The organism is Mesorhizobium sp. M0991 (assembly GCF_040318915.1).
Taxonomy (GTDB): domain Bacteria; phylum Pseudomonadota; class Alphaproteobacteria; order Rhizobiales; family Rhizobiaceae; genus Mesorhizobium.
In genome coordinates, this window is record NZ_JAMYNE010000027.1 from 40838 (window position 1) to 59897 (window position 19060).

A 19060-nucleotide genomic window follows, 5' to 3' on the forward strand; every position below is an offset into this window, starting at 1 on the left:
AAGCGAATTCGTTGCTGCATCGCAGCATGCTGGATAGGAAAGCAACGTGAGAAGTTGCGGCGACCTGCCTAGGTCACCGTCTTGTTGCTGACCGCCACCGGACGGATCACCGGGGCCAGCGGCACCAGCGCGCGGATATCGGCGAAGGGGAAGACCGGCTCGAAGCGGAAGGCCTCGGCGAACGATCCGGCTGGGCCGTTGCACTGGCCGGCGCGAAAGGCGTTCTGCGTGCGCGCCGCGTCGACGAAACGCTCGGGATCCTGCGACTGGTGCGCCCGGATCGCCTCCGCCTTGAGATCGAAATACCTGGAGGTATCGACGTAGTGCGTTGGCGAAAACCCGGTGCCGGCGAACGTGTCGGCATGCAGCACCGGCACGGAAAATGATGCCGCGATGCGCATGCCATCCGACAGCGCGCGGTGGTCGCCATGATAATCGTTCGGCGCATGGGTGATCGCCAGATCCGGCCCCATCTCGCCAATCAGTGCTTTCAGCGCCCCGATCAGCGCGGCATCCGCCACCAGCGCGCCATCGGGAAAGTCGAGGAAGCGCGGCGTCACGCCAAGCAGGCCGGCCGCCGCCGTCGCCTCTTTGCGGCGCGTGCGGGCAAGCGCGGCCGGATCGCCGTAGCCGCCCCTGGCGCCATCCGTGGCTATGGCAAAAAAGAGTTCTGCGCCTTGCGCGGCATAGGCCGCCATCGTACCGAACATGAAGATCTCGATGTCGTCCGGATGCGCGCCAAGCGCCAGTATCTTCACTCTCATCTCTCCCGGAAACGGAAAAACGTGCCCAACGGAATTCTGCTCGCTCTCATCGCCTATGCAAGCTATTCGTGCAGCGACGCCGTTGTCAAAAGCCTGGGCGGGCAGTTCAACGTCTTCGAGATCGGCTTCTTCTCGACATTGTTTGCCGGCTGCTTTCTGCTCTTTGCCAGGCCGCCAAGCGAGCGCTGGCGCGATTTCTGGCGCACGACCCGGCCGTGGGCGGTACAGGCCCGCGCCTGGGCCGGCATCGCCTCGGGCGTGCTCAGCGTCTATGCCTTCACCACCATCCCGCTGGCAGAAGTCTATGCGCTCATCTTCCTGGCGCCGCTGTTCGTCACCATCCTGGCTACGCTGGTCCTCAAGGAGAAGGTCGGCCCATGGCGATGGCTGGCGGTCGTCGCCGGCTTTGCCGGGGTCATGCTGGTCGTCAGGCCTGGGTTTCGCGAGTTGCAGCTTGGTCATCTGGCGGCGTTCATCATCGCCTTCCTGGCCGCCACCAATGTCATCCTGATGCGTTCGCTGGCCGCGCAGGAAAAGCGCACGACGATGCTCGGCGTGCTGATCGGCTACGGCCTGCTCTTCAACGGCGTCGGTGCGGCGGCCACCTCGTTCTCGCTGCCGGATGGCAGGCAATGGGCGTGGCTGGTGCTCGCCGGCGCCTTTACCGCCGGCGGTCAGCTGCTGCATCTGCTGGCGATCAAATACGCACCGGCCAACCGCATCGCGCCAACGCATTATTCGCAGATCGTCTGGGCGGTGATTCTAGGTGCGCTGTTCTTCAGGGAATATCCCGATTTTCTGTCGCTGGTCGGCTTGGCCGTGGTCGGTGGTTCCGGTCTGCTGACGATGGTGCGCGAGGAGGTGCGGCTCGGCACCGTGCGCTGGAACCCGTTTTCGCGGACCAGGCTTTGAGTCGGCGCGGAGGTTGCGCCGCGACCGCCACCGCTGATATGCGGTCGCTGCCAACTGGCTGCACATCCTTGGGACAATGACCACAAAACCTTTGCCGGAACTGCCGGTCTCCGCTGTCTTGCCGGCGCTCAATGAAGCGCTCGGCCATGGCAATAGCGCCGTGCTGGTGGCGCCGCCCGGTGCCGGCAAGACGACGCTGGTTCCACTGGTGCTGCTCCACGCTGAATGGCTCGGCGCCGGAAAAATCATTCTGCTCGAGCCGCGCCGCCTCGCCGCCCGCGCTGCCGCCCGCCGCATGGCCGAATTGCTTGGCCAAGAGCCCGGCGAAACCGTCGGCTATGCCATGCGCATGGAAAACCGCACTTCCGCAAAGACCAGGATTCTCGTCGTCACCGAAGGCGTGCTGTCCCGCATGATCCTCGACGATCCCGAGCTGCCCGGTGTTTCGGCGGTGCTATTCGACGAGTTCCACGAGCGCTCGCTCGACGGCGATTTCGGGCTGGCGCTGGCCCTCGACGTGCAAAGTGCGCTGAGGCCCGACCTCAGATTGCTGGTGATGTCGGCGACGCTCGATGGCGCGCGTGTCGCAAAATTGCTGTCCGGCGCGCCGGTGATCGAGAGCGCAGGCCGCGCCTTCCCGGTCGACATCCGCTATGACGAGCGGCCGGCCGGCGTCACCATCGAGGATGCGATGGCCAGGGCGATCCGCTCGGCGCTTGCCGGGGAGGAGGGCAGCGTGCTCGCTTTCCTGCCCGGCCAGCGCGAGATCGAGCGCACCGCCGAGCGGCTGGCGGGCAAGGTAGGCGCCGACACCGACATCGTGCCGCTCTACGGCATGCTCGACAACAAGGCGCAGGACGCGGCGATCAAGCCGGCGCCGCCCGGCCGCCGCGAGGTGGTGCTGGCGACATCGATCGCCGAAACCTCCATCACCATCGACGGCGTGCGCGTCGTCATCGATTCCGGCCTGTCGCGGCTGCCGCGCTATGAGCCGGCGAGCGGCCTGACGCGGCTGGAGACGGTGCGTGCTTCCCGCGCTTCCGCCGACCAGCGCGCCGGCCGTGCCGGGCGCACACAGCCGGGCGTCGCCATCCGGCTATGGCGGGCCGAGCAGACGGCGGCCCTGCCGGCCTTCACGCCGCCGGAAATCCTCGAGGCCGATCTTTCCGGCCTGTTGCTCGATTGCGCCGCTTTCGGCGTCGCCGATCCGACCAGCCTGTCCTTCCTCGACCCCCCGCCGGCTCCGGCGCTCACCGAGGCGAGGGCGCTGCTGCGCGCCCTCGATGCTGTCGATGCGGCAGGACGCCTGACGGATGCCGGTGCCGCGATGCGCAGGCTGGCGCTACCGGTTCGGCTCGCCCACATGGTCGCCGAGGCGGCAAGGACCGGCCAGGCGCTCGAGGCGGCGATGCTCGCCGTGCTGCTCACTGAGCGTGGCCTTGGCGGCGACGGCGCCGATCTCGAACGGCGACTGATGCGCTTTCACGCCGAAAAATCGCCGCGTGCCACCGCTGCCCGGCAGCTGGCCGAGAGGTTGGCAAAGCAGGCTTCACCCTCCCCCTCGAGGGGAGGGTCGGCGAGTGAGTTGAGCGCAGCGAAGCGAGGGAGACGGGGCGGGGTCGCCGATGGCGTGCCCGGACCGACCCCACCCCGATCCGCTACGCGCATCGACGCGCCGGGGCGAGCCGCGGGTCTCGCCCGTCCTTCGGACCCCCTCAAGGGGGAGGGCAGCACCGCCGGGGCGCTCCTCATCCATGCCTGGCCGGATCGGGTCGCCAAAGCGCGCGGCGAGCGTGGTCGCTTCGTGCTTGCCAACGGCTCGGGCGCCATGCTCGACGCCTCCGATCCGCTGGCCGGCGAGATCTGGCTCGTCGTCGCCGACCTGCAGGGCAAGGCGCAGAACGCCCGCATCACCGCAGCGGCAGCCATCGATGAGACGGATATCCGTGCCGCGCTGGCGGAAAAGATCGAGACCCGCCGGGAGGTGAGCTTCGACCGCGACAGGCGCGCGGTGCGGGTGCGCGAAACGGTTCGCCTCGGCGCCATCATGTTGTCCGAACGCATGCTGCCGGCGCCGACCGGTGCCGACGCAGACAGCGCCATTCTCGGCGCCTTGCGCGAACACGGCCTGTCCCTGTTGCCGTGGAACAGGGAGGCGGAGACGTTGCGGCAGCGGCTCGGCTGGCTGCATCGCGGCCTTGGCGCACCATGGCCCAATGTCTCCGATGCCGCGCTCGTCGAGCGCCTCGACGACTGGCTGCTGCCATTCCTTTCCGGTGCCAAATCCTTTGCGGCAATCGATCCCAGCGTGCTTTCGCAAGGCCTGATGACGCTGGTACCGCACGAATTGCAACGCAAGATCGACATATTGGCGCCGACCCACTTCGACGCTCCGTCGGGCAGCCGGCTGCCGATCCGTTATGACGGTGAATGGCCGGTGCTGGCGATCCGCGTGCAGGAACTGTTCGGCCTCGACCGGCATCCGGCGATCGCCAACGGCACTGTGCCGCTGACGCTCGAATTGCTGTCGCCGGCACATCGGCCGATCCAGACGACGCGCGACCTGCCCGGCTTCTGGCGCGGCTCCTGGGCCGATGTCCGGGCAGAGATGCGCGGCCGCTATCCCAGGCACGTATGGCCGGAGAACCCGCTTCTCGCCGCCGCCACCAGCCGAGCCAAGCCGCGCGGTACCTGATGCTTCCAGACTGTCATCCTGAACCGAGGGCCAGCTTCGGCGGTTTTCGGAAAAGACCTCCGGCTGTTTCCCCTCTATAATCGTCGGCCATGATAAACATCCTGCACGCACCCGACTTCCAGCAAAGCCAGCGGCTGCGCCTCAACACGCTGATCAGGTTGCGCTGGCTTGCCATCGTCGGCCAGAGCCTGACCGTGCTTGTCGTCGCTTACGGGCTGAAATTTCCGCTGCCGGTCAGCATGTGTTTTGCGCTGATCGCCTGTTCGGCCTGGATGAACCTTTTGCTGACCTTCCGCTATCCGGCGGCGCATCGGCTTACACCGTTCTCGGCCTTCGCCATCCTGACCTTCGACAGCCTGCAGCTTGCCGGCCTGCTCTACATGACCGGCGGCCTCACCAATCCGTTTTCGCTGCTGATGACCGTGCCCGTCGTCGTCTCGGCGACGTCGCTGCCGCTGCGGCTGACCGCCATGCTCGGCGCGCTGGTGATCGTGGCGGCGACGCTGCTGGTTTTTTACCACCTGCCGCTGCCCTGGCATGAGGGCGCGCCATTGGCGATGCCGTTCGTCTATGTCGCCGGCATGTGGATGGCGGTGTTCTGCTCCATCGCCTTTACCGCGATCTATGCCTTCCGGGTGGCCGAGGAGGCGCGGCTGCTTGCCAACGCGCTTGCCGCCACGGAATTGGTGTTGCAGCGAGAGCAGCATCTCTCGGCCCTCGACGGCCTCGCCGCGGCCGCCGCGCACGAGCTCGGCACGCCGCTCGCCACCATCACGCTTGTCGCCAAGGAGATGGAGAAGGCGCTTGGCGAAGATCCGAAATACGGCGAGGACGTGAAGCTGCTGCGTTCGCAGAGCGAGCGCTGCCGCGAAATCCTGAAGCGCCTGACCAGCCTTTCCTCCGAGAGCGAGGTGCACCTCTCGCGTCTGCCGCTGACCTCGCTGGTCGAGGAAGTGACGGCGCCGCACCGCGATTTCGGCATTTCGATCAAGCTTCGGCCGGGCGAGCGCATTGGCCCGGAACCGGTGGGCCGGCGCAATCCCGGCGTCATTTACGGCCTCGGCAATCTGGTCGAGAACGCCGTCGACTTTGCCCGCAAAAACGTCACCATACGCTGGAAATGGAATGAGGCCGCCGTCAGCTTCTCGATCATCGACGACGGGCCGGGCTTTCCGCCGGAGATCATCGACCGCATCGGCGAACCTTATATGTCGACGCGCCAGGGCACCGAAGCCGGCGGCGGCCTCGGCCTCGGCCTGTTCATCGCCAAGACCTTGCTCGAACGCTCCGGCGCGACGCTCGATTTCCGCAATTCAAGCGAGCCCGGCGAGGGCGCTATCGTGCAGATATCGTGGCCGCGCAGCGTCTTCCTCAATCCCGAGCAGGCTTCGGCCACCATGTTCGACACGGCCTAAATTGGACAATACCGTTGCGAAACTATATTTGCGTAAAAATCAGGCAGCAGGATTTTCAGCACGATGAGTACTGACGAAACGATTGGCGCAATGGTCGAAGGCGAGGACACCTCGCTGCTGATCGTCGACGACGACAAGCCGTTCCTGACGCGGCTTGCCCGCGCCATGGAAACCAGGGGTTTCGTGGTCGAGACGGCGGAGAGCGTCGAGGAGGCGGTTGCCAAGGCGCGCGCCAATCCGCCGGCTTATGCGGTGGTCGACATGCGGCTGGCCGACGGCAACGGCCTCGACGTCGTCGCTGCCATTCGCGAGAAGCGCGACGATGCCCGTGCCATCATCCTCACCGGCTACGGCAACATCGCCACTGCCGTGACGGCGGTAAAGCTCGGCGCCATCGACTATCTGTCGAAGCCTGCCGATGCCGACGACATTTTTGCGGCTCTGACCCGCACCGCGGGCGAACGCGCAGCGCCGCCCGAAAATCCAATGTCGGCCGATCGCGTGCGCTGGGAGCACATCCAGCGCGTCTACGAAATGTGCGACCGCAACGTCTCGGAAACCGCACGCCGCCTGAACATGCATCGCCGCACGCTGCAACGCATCCTCGCCAAGCGCGCGCCGCGCTAAAGGGCTCTGACTACAGGCTTGCCCGGCCAGCGCTGTTTGCGCATCATCGCTTGGCGGTGTCGGACCTTGCCGCTGATACGACGGAGGCGACATGCAGGACGAAAAGCGGCTGGTCTCCATGCTGCGCGAATTCCTCGACAGCGAGGCGGCCGGCGGCCTCATCCTGATGGCTGCGGCGGCCTTGGCCCTGATCGTCGCCAATTCGCCGCTGGGCGAGGCTTATTTCTCCGCCCTCCATGCCTATCTCGGACCGCTCAGCGTCTCGCACTGGATCAATGACGGCCTGATGGCGGTGTTCTTCCTGCTGGTCGGCCTCGAGATCAAGCGCGAGATGCTCGACGGCCAGCTCTCGACCTGGCCGCGCCGCGTGCTGCCCGGCATCGCCGCCGCCGGCGGCATGGCAGTGCCGGCACTGGTCTACGTCGCCATCAACCGCAACAATCCAGCCGCTCTGTCCGGCTGGGCGATTCCGACCGCCACCGACATCGCCTTTGCGCTCGGCGTGCTGTCGCTGCTCGGCAGCCGCGTGCCGGGCTCGCTGAAGATATTCCTCACCGCGCTCGCCATCATCGACGATCTCGGCGCCGTGCTCATCATCGCGGTGTTCTATACCAGCGGCCTGTCGCTCGCCTATCTCGGCGCCGCCTTCGCCGTCATCGCGCTGCTGGTGGTGCTCAACCGCATGCGGGTGCTGACGCTGCTGCCCTATATCGTGCTCGGCATCGTTCTGTGGGTTTTGGTGCTCAAATCGGGCGTCCATGCGACGCTCGCTGGCGTTGCGCTGGCCCTCACCATCCCATTGAAGATATCGCCGGGCAGCGGCCACGATCTCGACCATTCGCCGCTGCACCGGCTCGAACACGGCCTGCACAAAATCGTCGCCTTTTTCGTCATCCCGATTTTCGGCTTTGCCAACGCCGGCGTCTCGCTCGGCGGTCTCAGCGCTGCCGCGCTGGCCGAGCCGCTGACGCTCGGCGTCGCCGCCGGTCTCGTCGCCGGCAAGCTGGTCGGCGTCTTCGGGTCTTCCGCACTCGCCATCCGGCTCGGCTTCGCCGATTTGCCGGTCAATGCTGGCTGGCTGCACATGGTCGGCATTTCGCTGCTCTGCGGCATCGGCTTCACCATGAGCCTGTTCATCGGCCTGCTCGCCTTCGCCAGCGACGTCGCTCTGCAGGACGCGGTCAAGGTCGGCATCCTCGCCGGCTCCTTCATCTCCGCGATCCTCGGCGCCGCCGTACTGCTGGTGGCGCCGGCCGCGGACGGGACGGACGAGGCCGAAGAATAGTCGCGCCAACACTTCCGGCCTTCAGGCCACCTTCCCCCGCATCTGGACCCTACCCGTGCGCAACCATGACGTGGCGGACGGCGGTATAGTCCTCCAGCGCGTAGAGCGACATGTCCTTGCCGTAGCCGGATTGTTTCAACCCGCCATGCGGCATCTCGTTGGTCAGCATGAAATGGGTGTTGATCCAGGTGCAGCCATATTGCAGCCGGGCCGCCGTCGCCATGGCGCGCGAAACGTCCTTGGTCCACACCGATGACGCCAGGCCGTAGTCAGAGTCATTGGCCCAGTTAACGGCCTCGTCGACTTCGGAAAAGCGGGTGACCGAGACCACCGGACCGAACACTTCGCGGCGCACGATCTCGTCCTCCTGCAGCGCGCCGGCGACGACGGTCGGCTGATAGAAAAAGCCGGAGCCTTCGCCGGGCTTGCCGCCAGTGGTGATCTCGATGTGCTTGAGCTCCGAGGCGCGCTCGACGAAGCTCGAGACGCGGTCGCGCTGGCGGCGCGAGATCAGCGGCCCGATCTCGTTCTCGGTGTCGTCGGGGCGATCATACTTGATGGTCGAGACCGCAGCGGAGAGGTCGGCGACGAGCTTGTCGTAGATCTTCTTGCCGGCGTAGATGCGGCAGGCGGCGGTGCAGTCCTGGCCGGCGTTGTAATAGCCAAAGGCGCGCAGGCCGTTGACCACCGCACCGAGATCGGCGTCATCGAAGACGATGACAGGCGCCTTGCCGCCGAGCTCGAGATGCGTGCGCTTGACCGATTTGGCGGCGGCCTGCAGCACCTTCTTGCCGGTGGCGACGTCGCCGGTGATCGAGATCATGTTGACCTTCGGATGGTTGATCAGCGTGTTGCCGACGCTGTCGCCGCGGCCGAGCACGACGTTGACGACGCCTTCCGGCAGGATCTCGGCAAGGATTTTTGCCAGCTTCAGCGCAGTCAGCGGCGTCTGCTCCGACGGCTTGAAGACGACGGTGTTGCCGCCGGCAATCGCCGGCGCCAGCTTCCAGGCCATCATCATCAGCGGATAGTTCCACGGCGCAATCGACGCCACGACGCCGATGGCGTCGCGGCGGACCATCGAGGTGTGGCCGGGAATATATTCGCCGGCGACCTGTCCGGGCATCGAGCGGACCGCGCCGGCGAAGAAGCGGTAACAGTCGACGATCGCCGGGATCTCGTCATTGAGCACGGCATTGATCGGCTTGCCGCAGTTCAGTGCCTCGAGCGCCGCGAAATCCTGTGCAGCAGCTTCGATGCGATCGGCGATCTTCAGGAGATAGCCGGCGCGCTGCGCCGGTGTTGTGCGGGACCAGGTGACGAAGGCATTTTCGGCGGCAAGCACTGCCGCCTCGATCTGCGCCGGGCTGGCCTCGGGCAGATTGAGGATGGTCGCCCCGGTCTTCGGGTTGAGGATCGGTTCCTCGGTCTCGGTGCCTTTTTCGAATTTCGAGCCGATCAGCATCTGCGTGTCCATGGAAGTCTCTCCCTTATGAACGAGATCATTTGCCCGAACCGGCGATCTGGTCGCCGTCGCGGGTCAGGTAATAGGCAGCGAGGATGGGAAGCAGCGTCACCAGCACCACGACCATTGCCACGACATTGGTGACCGGACGCTGGCGCGGACGGATCAACTCTTCGAGCATCCAGATCGGCACCGTTTGCTGCTGGCCGGCGGTGAAGGTGGTGACGATGACCTCGTCGAAGGACAGCGCAAAGGCAAGCATGCCGCCGGCCAGCAGCGCGGTTGCGATGTTGGGCAGCACGACATGCCGAAAGGTCTGGAAACCGTCGGCGCCGAGGTCCATCGACGCCTCGATCATCGAGCCGGACGTGCGGCGGAAACGGGCGACCGCATTGTTGTAGACGACGACCACGCAGAAGGTGGCGTGGCCGAGCACGATCGTCCAGAACGAGAACGGGATTTCGGCCAGCGCGAAGGCCGAGCGCAGCGCAATGCCGGTGATGATGCCGGGCAACGCGATCGGTAGGATGACCAGCAGCGAGATGGTTTCGCGGCCGAAGAATTTTGTGCGGGACACGGCGGCGGCGCACAGCGTGCCGAGGACGAGCGCGATGGCGGTCGAGATCGCCGCGACCCGTACAGACAGCGATAGCGCCTGCCAGACGTCGGGCCGGTTCCAGGTGATGGCGAACCATTGCGTCGTCAGGCCCGGCGGCGGCCAGACGAAGCTCTTCTCCTCGGTGGTGAAGGCATAGACGAAGATCAGCAGGATCGGCAAATGCAGGAAAAGCAGGCCGCCGGTGGCAGCGAGCTTCAGGCTGATCGGCGCGGATGGGCCACGGTCAGAGCGCATCGAAAGCCCCCATGCGCTTGGCGCCCCAGAGGTAGAAGCCCATGATGACAATGGGCACCACGGTAAAGGCGGCGGCGAGCGGGATGTTGCCGGCGGTGCCTTGCTGCGAATAGACGGCCTGCCCGATGAACAGCCGCGAGGTGCCGATGATCTGCGGGATGATGTAGTCGCCGAGCGTCAGCGAGAAGGTGAAGATCGAGCCGGCGACGATGCCGGGCAGCGCCAGCGGGAACAGCACGTTGCGAAAGGTCTGGCCGGGCGAGGCTCCGAGATCGGACGAGGCCTCGACCAAATTGCCCGGCACGCGCTCGAGTGCGGCCTGTACCGGCAGGATCATGAAGGGCAGCCAGACATAGACGAAGACGATGAAGGTGCCGGTTGAGGAGACCGACAGCGAGTTGCCGCCGACGATCGGCAGCGATAGCCAGGCATCAAGCAGCCACAGAAGATGCAATTTGGCCAGCAGCCACGTCAGGATGCCTTCCTTGGCGAGGATCAGCTTCCAGGCATAGATCTTGACCAGGTAGCTCGACCACAGCGGCAGCATGACGCCGAGATAAAACAACGCCTTCCAACGGCCACGCGGATAGCGCGCCGCGTAATAGGCGATGGGAAAGGCGATGACCGCCGACGCGAGCGTCACCAGCGCCGCCATCGTCACCGTGCGCAGGATGATGTCGAGATTAGCGGCCTGCAGCAGATCGCCATAAGTCTTCAGCGTGAACTCGCGGTTGATCAGGCCGGAGAATTCATCGATCGAGAAGAAGCTCTGCAAAAGCAGCGCGAACAGCGAGCCGATATAGACGATGCCGAGCCACAGAACCGGCGGCAGCAGCATGAGCAGAAGCAGCAGTTGCGGCCGGCGCCAGAAGATGTCGGAGAGCGCGCCGCGTACGCCGCCGCTGCCCGGCAGGATGGCGGGGGCCGTGGCCCGCGGCATGGCAGCGTCAAGGCTCATCCCAGCTCATCCATCAAATGCAAATGCTCGCGGTTGAAGGTGAGCACCACCGCCTCGCCTTCCCGGGGCAAGGCAGCACCCGCCGGCACGATGGCATGTAGCCGCAAGCCCTCTGCATCGAGCGCCAGTCTTGTCGTGGCGCCGAGATAATTGGTCGAGACCAGGCGGGCGGCAACGCCTTCGCCCTTGGCCGCCCTGCCAATGCGGATGGATTCGGGCCGCAGGCTGCCCCAGCGATGCTGGCCGGCATAGCGCTGGACGAAGTCCGGTGGCAGCACGTTGGACGAGCCAACAAAATCGGCGACGAAGCGGGTCTTGGGGCGCTGGTAGATGTCTTCCGGCGTGCCGATCTGCATGATCTTGCCGTCGTTGAAGACGGCGACGCGGTCGGCCATCGACAGCGCTTCGCCCTGGTCGTGGGTGACGAACACGAAGGTGATGCCGAGCGCCTTCTGCAGCGATTTCAACTCCTCCTGCATGTTTTCGCGCAACTTGAGGTCGAGCGCGCCGAGCGGCTCGTCGAGCAACAGCACCTTGGGCTGGTTGACCAGCGCACGGGCGAGCGCGACGCGCTGGCGCTGGCCGCCGGAAAGCTGGCCAGGGCGACGGGCCCCGTAGCCGGGAAGCCGCACCAGCGACAGCGCTTCTTCCGCCGCCTTTTGCCGCTCCGGTCTGCCGACGCCCTTGACCATCAGCCCATAGGCGACGTTGTCGAGCACGTTGAGATGCGGGAACAGCGCATAATCCTGGAACACGGTGTTGACGTTGCGGCGATAGGGCGGCACGCCCTCGGCGCGTTCGCCGAAGATCGAGATCGACCCAGCCGTCGGCTGCTCGAACCCGGCGATGAGGCGCAGGCACGTCGTCTTGCCCGAGCCGGAAGGCCCGAGCATGGCGAAGAACTCGCCCGGCACGATGTCGAGATCGACCGCGTCGACGGCACGCACGCTGCCGAAATGGCGGGAGACGTTTTGGAAGGAAACGGCGGAGGTCATGGGGCTGTCCTGATCTGTCAGGCTCATTAAATTTCAGGCAGTTGCGCCGCCCCTCATCCGCCTGCCGGCACCTTCTCCCCGTATAGTGGACGGGGAGAAGGGAGGCGCTCCAACGCTGGCGACCCCCCGTTCTTCACGGGGAGAGGGTAAGGGTGAGGGGCAGCGCCGAGCTTCGTAGGTGAGGCGAACTCACCGCCCGCCGATGACGCCGATATAGTCCGACACCCAGCGGTAATAGGGCACGCACTGGTCGTTCTGGGTGGCGCATTTCGAGACCGGCGTCTTCCAGAACTTGATCTTGTCGAAATTGTCGTAGCCGTTGGTCTTGCATCCTTCTTCACCGAGCAGTTCGTTGCCCTTGCAGGCGGCGGGCACTACCGGCAGCGACCCGAACCAGGCGGAGACGTCGCCCTGCACTTTCGGCGACAGCGAATGCTCCATCCACATGTAGGCGCAGTTCGGGTGGGCAGCATCGGCCTCCATCATCGTGGTATCGGCCCAGCCGGTAACGCCCTCCTCGGGGATGGTCGAGGCGACCGGCTTCTTGGCCGCGATCAGCGTGTTGACTTGGTAGGGCCAAGAACCGGAGGCGACGACGCCTTCGTTCTGGAAATCGTCAACCTGGATGGCGGCGTCATGCCAATAGCGTCCGACCAGTGTACGCTGGACCCGCAGCAGGTCGAGCGCGGCCTTGTACTGGTCCTCGGTCAGTTCGTACGGATCCTTGATGCCGAGCTCCGGCTTGTGAGCCATCAGGTAATTGGCGGCGTCGGCGATGTGGATCGGCCCGTCATAGGCCTGGACGCGGCCCTTGTTCGACTTGCCGTCGGGCAGCTTCATTTCCTCGAACACGATGTTCCAGCTCTTCGGTGCCTCCTTGAACACTTCGGTGTTGTACATCAGCACGTTCGGCCCCCACTGATAGGGGACGCCGTAATGGACACCGCCGACGGTGAACCAGGGCGCATCCTTCAGCCGGTCGTCGACCGTCTTCCAGCTCGGTATGAGGTCGGTGTTGATCGGCTGGACGCGCTTGCCGGCAACCAGGCGCAGCGAGGCGTCCCCCGAGGCGGTGACAAGGTCGAAACCGCCTTCGTTCATCAACGAGACCATCTCGTCGGAGGTGTTGGCGGTCTTGACGTTGACCTTGCAGCCGGTCTCCTTCTCGAACGAAGTGACCCAATCGTAGCCTTTGTCGGTTTCGCCGCGCTCGATATAGCCGGGCCAGGCGACGATATTGACCTCGCCTTCACTCTTGCCGAGCTCCTTGACCTGGGCGATGGCCTGGCCGGAGAAGGTCAGCGCGACCGTCAAGGCAGTGCATGATTTCAGCAATGAATTCATCGTCGATCTCCCATTTTGCATGACCCCGAAACCGGTTTCGGTTTTCGGAAGAAGATCATGCGCCCGTTCAAAAACGTTGGATGCGCGGCTCTGAAGGGCCGTGCTCCGGCGGCAGCTTTGTTCCCTGACCGAAAAGTGCTGCGAAATTTCCGGTTTCGCAAATTCATTTATCAGAAAGCCGATATCGGTTTTTCCGATACGTCAGCGGCCGATCTTCTCGGGCCGTTGGCGCACCATGCGCTGCGACTGGGCAAGCCCGATGAAGTCGCGCGCCGCCTGCGGCAGACTGGAGCCGCGCCGCCAGACCATGCCGACCTGGACGACCGGCAACGACCCCGAAATATCGCGCGATTCGATGCGATCGCCTTCCAGCGACCATGGCCGGTAGACGAGGTCGGGCAGCAGCGCCACGCCGGCGCCGGTGGCGACGAGGCTGCGCACCGCTTCGACCGAGCGGGTGCGGAAGGCGACATGCGGCTTGGCGCCGATCGCCGTCAGCAGCTTTCCGGTGTTCTCCTCGATCTCGTCGACGGTCAGCATGATCAGCGGTTCCGAGGCGATGTCACCGATGCCGATAATGTCGGCGCCGGCCAAGGGATGGCCGAGCGGCAGCCACAGCCGGTAAGCCGAGACTTCGAGGATTTCGGACTGCAGTGCCGTGCGGTCGCGCAGGTTCGAGGTGACCATGACGGCAATGTCGAGCTTGCCGCCGATCAACAGGTGCTCGAGATAGTCGCCATTGTCCTCGATCGCCGAGACCTCGACACCGGGATAGGCGCGGCGGTAGCGGGCAAGAAGATCGGACAGCACATAGCCGGCGACCAGCGAGGTGACGCCAAGTTGCAGCCGCCCGCTTGCCGCGATCTGTTCGCCGAAGAAGGCGCGGCGCGCATCGGAAACGTCGGCGAGGATCTTCCTCGCATGGCGCAGGAACTGATGGCCCTTGTGGGTGATGTTCAGTCCGCGCGGGTGGCGCTCGAACAACTCGACGCCGAGATCGTGCTCCAGCTCCTTGATCGCCTCGGTGACCGAGGATTGCGAGATCGACAGGTTCTGGGCGGCGCCCGATACCGTGCCCTGCTCGGCGACGGCGATGAAGAACTGCAATTGGCGGATGGTGAAAGCCATGGCTGGACTAAACACGGCAGAGGCGGCGCTGGGAAGTGGGATGCTGGTAGCCGATCTGCCGATAGAACTCAGCCCTCGCTCCCGCCATCGGCAATGCTGAGCCGCGCGCCGGCCTGGGCAAGGGCAGCGGCGATGTCGTGCGGTGGCGGCCGGTCGGTGGCGAGTTCGGAAAAGCCGTCGAATCCGCAGACCTGAACCAGACCCTGGCGGCCGAATTTGCTGTGGTCGGTGACGACAAGCGAACGCTGGCCCCGCGACAGCACCATGCGGGCGAACTCGGCCTCTTCCAAATCATAGTCCATGACGCCGGTGACGGCATCGACCGCACCGGTCGATATCACCGCATGGCTGACGGAAAAGCGGCTGACGAATTCGATGGCCGAGACGCCGAAGGCAGCACCGGAATCGCTGCGCAGCTCGCCGCCGGCCATATAGACCTTGTTGCCGTTGACGGTGGCCAGTGTGCGGGCGATGTCGGAGGAGTTGGTGACGACCGTCAGCCGCCGGTGGCCGAGCAGTTCCCGGGCCAGGAAAGAGGTGGTGGTGCCGGTGTCGAGCATGATCGATTCGCCGTCGCGGATGGTGGCGGCGACCATGCGCGCTATTGCCCGCTTGGCGTCGGCGTTCTCGCGCATGCGCCGCTCGAACGGCGCTTCGCCGGCAATCGACGGCAGGCCGACGGCGCCGTGCATCTTGAGGATGGAACCGTCGTTGGTCAGTGGCTTGACGTCGCGGCGTACCGTCTCCAGCGAGACGCCCAGCCGGTCGGCCAGGCTGGCAATGGTGACAGTGCCTTCCTCCTTGAGGAGGCGCAGGATTTCGCCATGCCGCTTCGAGTGGACCATCGGTTCCATCCGGTCGGATTGTTGCACTGTTGACCGTTTCTACGGCATAAATGCCACTAACTCCAAGGAATTTAGCAAAATTCGGGCGAAAAACCAGAAAACACCACAATTTCGCGTTGACAACGTCTCCAGCGTGGCGCGACATTATCGCTGTGACAGGCTCGGAACGGAGGACGGGGCTGAGCCGCACGAAAAATCGCCTGCCCGAACGCCCGGGAAACTGTCGGGTGCAAGGGTGCCGAAATTCAGGATCCGCGGGGGCGGATGCCGGCGTCGAAGAACCCGGCACAAAGGGGCTCGTCGGTGCGGTGCGGGATACCGATCCCGAGATCTGCACCGACGAGATCTTCGCGTTGCCTCCATTCCTCGGTCCGATTGTCATCGCTGGCCAGCCGTGACATGCGTGGAAAATTGACCCAATGTTGGACGAGATCGTGACTGTCGAAGACCGCATCCGCGCGCTGCCTTGCTGGACCGGCAGCATCGACATTGCGCCGCTGCCGGGCGGGCTGAGCAATGCCAATTATCTGGTCAAGGACGCGGCCGGGCGGCATGTCGTGCGCATCGGCCAGGACTATCCGTTCCACCATGTCTTTCGCGAGCGCGAGATGATGACCGCGCGGGCAGCGCACGCGGCAGGCTTCGCTCCGGCCGTCCACTACACCGGACCCGGCGTCATGGTGACGGAGTATCTCGGCGCCAAGGCCTATGTCGCGCAAGACGTGCGCGCCGATCTCGGCCGCGTCGCCGCGTTGCTGCGCGGCTTCCACCGGGAAATGCCCAGTCATGTCTCCGGCGCCGGCTTCATGTTCTGGGTATTCCACGTCATTCGCGACTATGCGCGCACGCTGGAGGAAGGCGGCAGCCGCAAGCTGAGCGAATTGCCACGCCTTTTGACGCTGGCGGACGAGCTCGAGCGCGCGCAAAAACTGCTGCCGATCGTCTTCGGCCACAACGACCTTTTGCCGGCTAATATAATCGACGACGGTCACAGGCTTTGGCTCATCGATTTCGAATATGCCGGGTTCAACACGGCGATGTTCGACCTTGCCGGCGCGGCTTCGAATGCCGGCATGAGCGACGAGGAATCCTTCGCCTTCATGACCGCCTATTTCATGAAGGAGCCGGACCCGGCAATACGGCGCTCGCACGCCGCCATGCAATGCGCGTCGCTGCTGCGCGAGGCGATGTGGGGCATGGTTTCCGAGCTCTACCTCGACGCGCCCGGCATCGACTACGCCGCCTACGCCGACGAAAACCTGGCGCGGCTCGAAACCGCCCTGGAGAACTACAGGACAAAATACGGGACGCGGACATGACCCTGCCCGCCCAGGCCGAGATCGTCGTCATCGGCGGTGGCATCATCGGCTGTTCGACGGCCTATCATCTGGCGCGCGACCACAAGGCCGAAATCGTGCTGCTCGAACAGGGCAAACTGACCTCGGGCTCGACCTGGCATGCTGCCGGGCTGGTCGGCCAGCTGCGCTCGTCGGCGTCGATTACGCGCGTGCTCAAATATTCGGTCGATCTCTACAAGGGGCTGGAAGCCGAAACCGGCCTCGCCACCGGCTGGAAGATGACCGGCTGCCTGCGGCTAGCCACCAATGCCGACCGCTGGACCGAGTATAAGCGGCTGGCAACGACGGCAAAGAGCTTCGGCATGGATATGCATTTGCTGTCGCCGGGCGAGATCAAGGAAATGTGGCCGCTGCTGGAAACCGGCGACCTCGTTGGCGCGTCCTGGCTGCCGACCGACGGTCAGGCAAGCCCTTCCGACATCACCCAGTCGCTGGCCAAGGGCGCGCGCATGCACGGCGCAAAATTGTTCGAGGAGGTGCGGGTCACCGGCTTCGAGATGAGAGACGGCCGCATCACCGCGGTGAAGACCAGCAAGGGCGATATCGCCTGCGACAAGGTGGTGAACTGCGCCGGGCAATGGGCGCGGCAGGTGGGTGCGCTGGCTGGCATCAACGTGCCGCTGCAGCCGGTGAAGCACCAGTACATCATCACCGAGAGGATCGACGGCTTAGCGACCGACTCGCCGACAATTCGCGACCCCGATCGCCGCACCTATTTCAAGGAGGAAGTCGGCGGGCTGGCGATGGGCGGCTACGAGCCGAACCCGCAGGCCTGGACGACCGGTCTGCCGGGCGGCGATGTGCCGGAGGATTGGGAGTTCCGGCTGTTCGACGATGATTACGATCATTTCGAGCAGCATATGAGCCAGGCGATAGAGCGTGTCCCGGCGCTCGCCAACGTCGGCGTCAAGCAGATGATCAACGGGCCGGAGAGCTTTACGCCGGACGGCAATTTCATCCTCGGCGTGGCGCCGGAATGCCCCAATATGTTCGTCGGCGCCGGCTTCAATGCCTTCGGCATCGCGTCCGGCGGCGGCGCCGGCTGGGTGCTAGCGCAATGGGTCGTCGACGGCGAGGCGCCGCTTGATTTGTGGGTGGTCGACATCCGCCGCTTCTCCGATCTGCACCGCGACAGGCAATGGGTCGGCGACCGCACGCTGGAAGCCTACGGCAAGCACTACATGATCGGCTTCCCGCATGAGGAATATCTCACCGGCCGGCCGCGCATCGTCTCGCCTCTATACGAGCGGCTGCAAAAACATCGCGCCGTGTTCGGCTCGAAGCTCGGCTGGGAGCGACCGAACTGGTTCGCGCCGGAGGGCGTCGAGCCGAAGGACGTCTATTCGATGGGCCGGCAGAACTGGTTTTCATCCGTCGGCGACGAGCATCGCCATGTACGCGAAAAGATCGGCATTTTCGACCAATCGTCGTTTGCCAAATACGAAATGACCGGAGTGGACGCGCTGAAGGCGCTGGACTGGATCTGCGCCAACGACGTCGCCAAGCCGGTCGGCCGGCTGACCTACACGCAGCTCCTCAACACGCGCGGCGGCATCGAGGCCGATTTGACCGTGGCGAGGCTCGGTGAGGAGAAATTCTACATCGTCACCGGCACCGGTTTCCGCACGCATGATTTCTCCTGGATTGCCGATCATATCGGCAGAGAGTTCGACGTGACGCTGACCGACGTCACCGAGGATTTCGGCACATTGTCGCTGATGGGGCCGCGTGCCCGCGACGTGCTGTCAGCGGTGACCGATGCCGACGTCTCGAACGCCGCCTTTCCGTTCGGCCATGTTCGCGAGATCGCCATTGCCGGCCACGCCGTCCGGGCGCTGCGCGTCACCTATGTCGGCGAGCTCGGCTGGGAACTGCATGCGCCGATCGCGGCGACGGGCGAGGTTTTCGACGCGCTGATGGCGGCGGGCGCTGTCCACGACATCCGCCCGGTCGGCTACCGGGCGCTGGAATCGCTGCGGCTGGAAAAAGGCTACCGCGCCTGGGGCGCCGACATCACACCCAACGACACGCCGCAGGAGGCCGGCCTCGGCTGGGCGGTGAAGCTCAGGAAGAACACCGATTTCCTCGGCCGGCGGGCGCTTGAAAAGCTCGATGGCTCCACGCTCAGGAAACGTTTTGCCGGCTTCACTGTCGAGGATCCGGATGTCGTCCTGCTCGGGCGCGAGACCATCCTGCGCAACGGCGAGGCGGTCGGTTATCTCACCAGCGGCGGCTATGGCTACACCATCGGCACGAACATCGGTTACGGCTATGTGCGCAATGCCGATGGCGTCAGCGATGATTTCCTCACCTCCGGCGATTACGAGCTGGTGGTGGCAATGGAACGGACGCCGGCTAAGATCCACCTCGAGCCACTTTACGATCCGACGGGGGCAAAGGTGAAGGCCTAGAGCCT

At 64.9% G+C, this 19060-nt stretch carries 15 protein-coding genes; 7 read left to right on the forward strand and 8 right to left on the reverse strand.

Features of this window, described 5'->3' with window-relative positions; genetic code table 11:
- Window positions 1–68 precede the first annotated feature (68 nt).
- Window positions 69–758 carry a PIG-L deacetylase family protein gene (locus NKH70_RS28140; protein WP_352719280.1) on the reverse strand — a complete coding sequence of 230 codons (690 nt, stop codon included), beginning with the start codon at window positions 756–758 and terminating at the stop codon, window positions 69–71.
- A 27-nt stretch (window positions 759–785) separates the two neighbouring features.
- On the opposite strand from NKH70_RS28140, the gene NKH70_RS28145 reads away from it, so the two are divergent.
- The 5 genes from NKH70_RS28145 to nhaA all read left to right on the forward strand — a co-directional run bounded on the left by NKH70_RS28145 (window position 786) and on the right by nhaA (window position 7698).
- Window positions 786–1676, forward strand: coding sequence for a DMT family transporter (locus NKH70_RS28145; RefSeq protein ID WP_352915844.1), 891 nt, complete (start codon window positions 786–788; stop codon window positions 1674–1676).
- 76 nt (window positions 1677–1752) lie between these two features.
- Entirely contained in the window at window positions 1753–4371 is a 2619-nt protein-coding gene (hrpB, locus tag NKH70_RS28150; RefSeq protein WP_353026683.1) for an ATP-dependent helicase HrpB, read from the forward strand.
- An 89-nt stretch (window positions 4372–4460) separates the two neighbouring features.
- Window positions 4461–5786, forward strand: coding sequence for an ActS/PrrB/RegB family redox-sensitive histidine kinase (locus tag NKH70_RS28155; RefSeq protein ID WP_352719283.1), 1326 nt, complete (start codon window positions 4461–4463; stop codon window positions 5784–5786).
- Window positions 5787–5849: 63 nt separating this feature from the next.
- Entirely contained in the window at window positions 5850–6413 is a 564-nt protein-coding gene (locus NKH70_RS28160) for an ActR/PrrA/RegA family redox response regulator transcription factor (protein WP_023676342.1), read from the forward strand.
- 91 nt (window positions 6414–6504) lie between these two features.
- Window positions 6505–7698 (forward strand): Na+/H+ antiporter NhaA, encoded by a 1194-nt coding sequence (nhaA, locus tag NKH70_RS28165; RefSeq protein WP_352517237.1) that lies wholly within the window; start codon window positions 6505–6507, stop codon window positions 7696–7698.
- 49 nt (window positions 7699–7747) lie between these two features.
- On the opposite strand, the gene NKH70_RS28170 is transcribed toward nhaA, so the two are convergent.
- The 7 genes from NKH70_RS28170 to NKH70_RS28200 all read right to left on the reverse strand — a co-directional run bounded on the left by NKH70_RS28170 (window position 7748) and on the right by NKH70_RS28200 (window position 15286).
- On the reverse strand, window positions 7748–9175 hold the full coding sequence (locus NKH70_RS28170; protein WP_352719284.1) for a gamma-aminobutyraldehyde dehydrogenase: 1428 nt from the start codon (window positions 9173–9175) through the stop codon (window positions 7748–7750).
- 25 nt (window positions 9176–9200) lie between these two features.
- Window positions 9201–10016 carry an ABC transporter permease gene (locus NKH70_RS28175; protein ID WP_352719285.1) on the reverse strand — a complete coding sequence of 272 codons (816 nt, stop codon included), beginning with the start codon at window positions 10014–10016 and terminating at the stop codon, window positions 9201–9203.
- Window positions 10006–10956 (reverse strand): ABC transporter permease, encoded by a 951-nt coding sequence (locus NKH70_RS28180; protein WP_352719330.1) that lies wholly within the window; start codon window positions 10954–10956, stop codon window positions 10006–10008. Before NKH70_RS28180 ends, NKH70_RS28175 begins: the two co-directional genes overlap by 11 nt.
- Window positions 10957–10970: 14 nt before the next feature.
- A complete protein-coding gene (locus NKH70_RS28185; protein WP_352719286.1) occupies window positions 10971–11969 on the reverse strand; it encodes an ABC transporter ATP-binding protein in 999 nt (332 codons plus the stop codon).
- Window positions 11970–12158: 189 nt separating this feature from the next.
- Window positions 12159–13313, reverse strand: a complete 1155-nt coding sequence (locus NKH70_RS28190; protein ID WP_352719287.1) for an ABC transporter substrate-binding protein — start codon at window positions 13311–13313, stop codon at window positions 12159–12161.
- A gap of 201 nt (window positions 13314–13514) precedes the next feature.
- A complete protein-coding gene (locus tag NKH70_RS28195) occupies window positions 13515–14441 on the reverse strand; it encodes a LysR family transcriptional regulator (protein WP_352719288.1) in 927 nt (308 codons plus the stop codon).
- 68 nt (window positions 14442–14509) lie between these two features.
- Window positions 14510–15286, reverse strand: coding sequence for a DeoR/GlpR family DNA-binding transcription regulator (locus NKH70_RS28200; RefSeq protein WP_352915847.1), 777 nt, complete (start codon window positions 15284–15286; stop codon window positions 14510–14512).
- 434 nt (window positions 15287–15720) lie between these two features.
- Here NKH70_RS28200 and NKH70_RS28205 point away from each other — a divergent pair, with 434 nt between their 5' ends.
- Together NKH70_RS28205 and NKH70_RS28210 are read left to right on the forward strand one after the other, a co-directional pair.
- Window positions 15721–16605 (forward strand): phosphotransferase, encoded by an 885-nt coding sequence (locus NKH70_RS28205; RefSeq protein WP_352719331.1) that lies wholly within the window; start codon window positions 15721–15723, stop codon window positions 16603–16605.
- Window positions 16602–19055, forward strand: coding sequence for a GcvT family protein (locus NKH70_RS28210; protein WP_352719290.1), 2454 nt, complete (start codon window positions 16602–16604; stop codon window positions 19053–19055). The genes NKH70_RS28205 and NKH70_RS28210 overlap by 4 nt, the downstream gene beginning before the upstream one ends.
- The last annotated feature ends 5 nt before the right edge of the window (window positions 19056–19060 follow it).

What these genes read in the sequence shown, in the direction of transcription:
- hrpB (WP_353026683.1), top strand. Translation starts at nt 1,753, where the DNA reads ATGACCACAAAACCTTTGCCGGAACTGCCGGTCTCCGCTGTCTTGCCG.
- NKH70_RS28155 (WP_352719283.1), top strand. Translation starts at nt 4,461, where the DNA reads ATGATAAACATCCTGCACGCACCCGACTTCCAGCAAAGCCAGCGGCTG.
- NKH70_RS28160 (WP_023676342.1), top strand. Translation starts at nt 5,850, where the DNA reads ATGAGTACTGACGAAACGATTGGCGCAATGGTCGAAGGCGAGGACACC.
- nhaA (WP_352517237.1), top strand. Translation starts at nt 6,505, where the DNA reads ATGCAGGACGAAAAGCGGCTGGTCTCCATGCTGCGCGAATTCCTCGAC.
- NKH70_RS28170 (WP_352719284.1), bottom strand. Translation starts at nt 9,175, where the DNA reads ATGGACACGCAGATGCTGATCGGCTCGAAATTCGAAAAAGGCACCGAG.
- NKH70_RS28175 (WP_352719285.1), bottom strand. Translation starts at nt 10,016, where the DNA reads ATGCGCTCTGACCGTGGCCCATCCGCGCCGATCAGCCTGAAGCTCGCT.
- NKH70_RS28180 (WP_352719330.1), bottom strand. Translation starts at nt 10,956, where the DNA reads ATGCCGCGGGCCACGGCCCCCGCCATCCTGCCGGGCAGCGGCGGCGTA.
- NKH70_RS28185 (WP_352719286.1), bottom strand. Translation starts at nt 11,969, where the DNA reads ATGACCTCCGCCGTTTCCTTCCAAAACGTCTCCCGCCATTTCGGCAGC.
- NKH70_RS28190 (WP_352719287.1), bottom strand. Translation starts at nt 13,313, where the DNA reads ATGAATTCATTGCTGAAATCATGCACTGCCTTGACGGTCGCGCTGACC.
- NKH70_RS28195 (WP_352719288.1), bottom strand. Translation starts at nt 14,441, where the DNA reads ATGGCTTTCACCATCCGCCAATTGCAGTTCTTCATCGCCGTCGCCGAG.
- NKH70_RS28200 (WP_352915847.1), bottom strand. Translation starts at nt 15,286, where the DNA reads ATGGTCCACTCGAAGCGGCATGGCGAAATCCTGCGCCTCCTCAAGGAG.
- NKH70_RS28210 (WP_352719290.1), top strand. Translation starts at nt 16,602, where the DNA reads ATGACCCTGCCCGCCCAGGCCGAGATCGTCGTCATCGGCGGTGGCATC.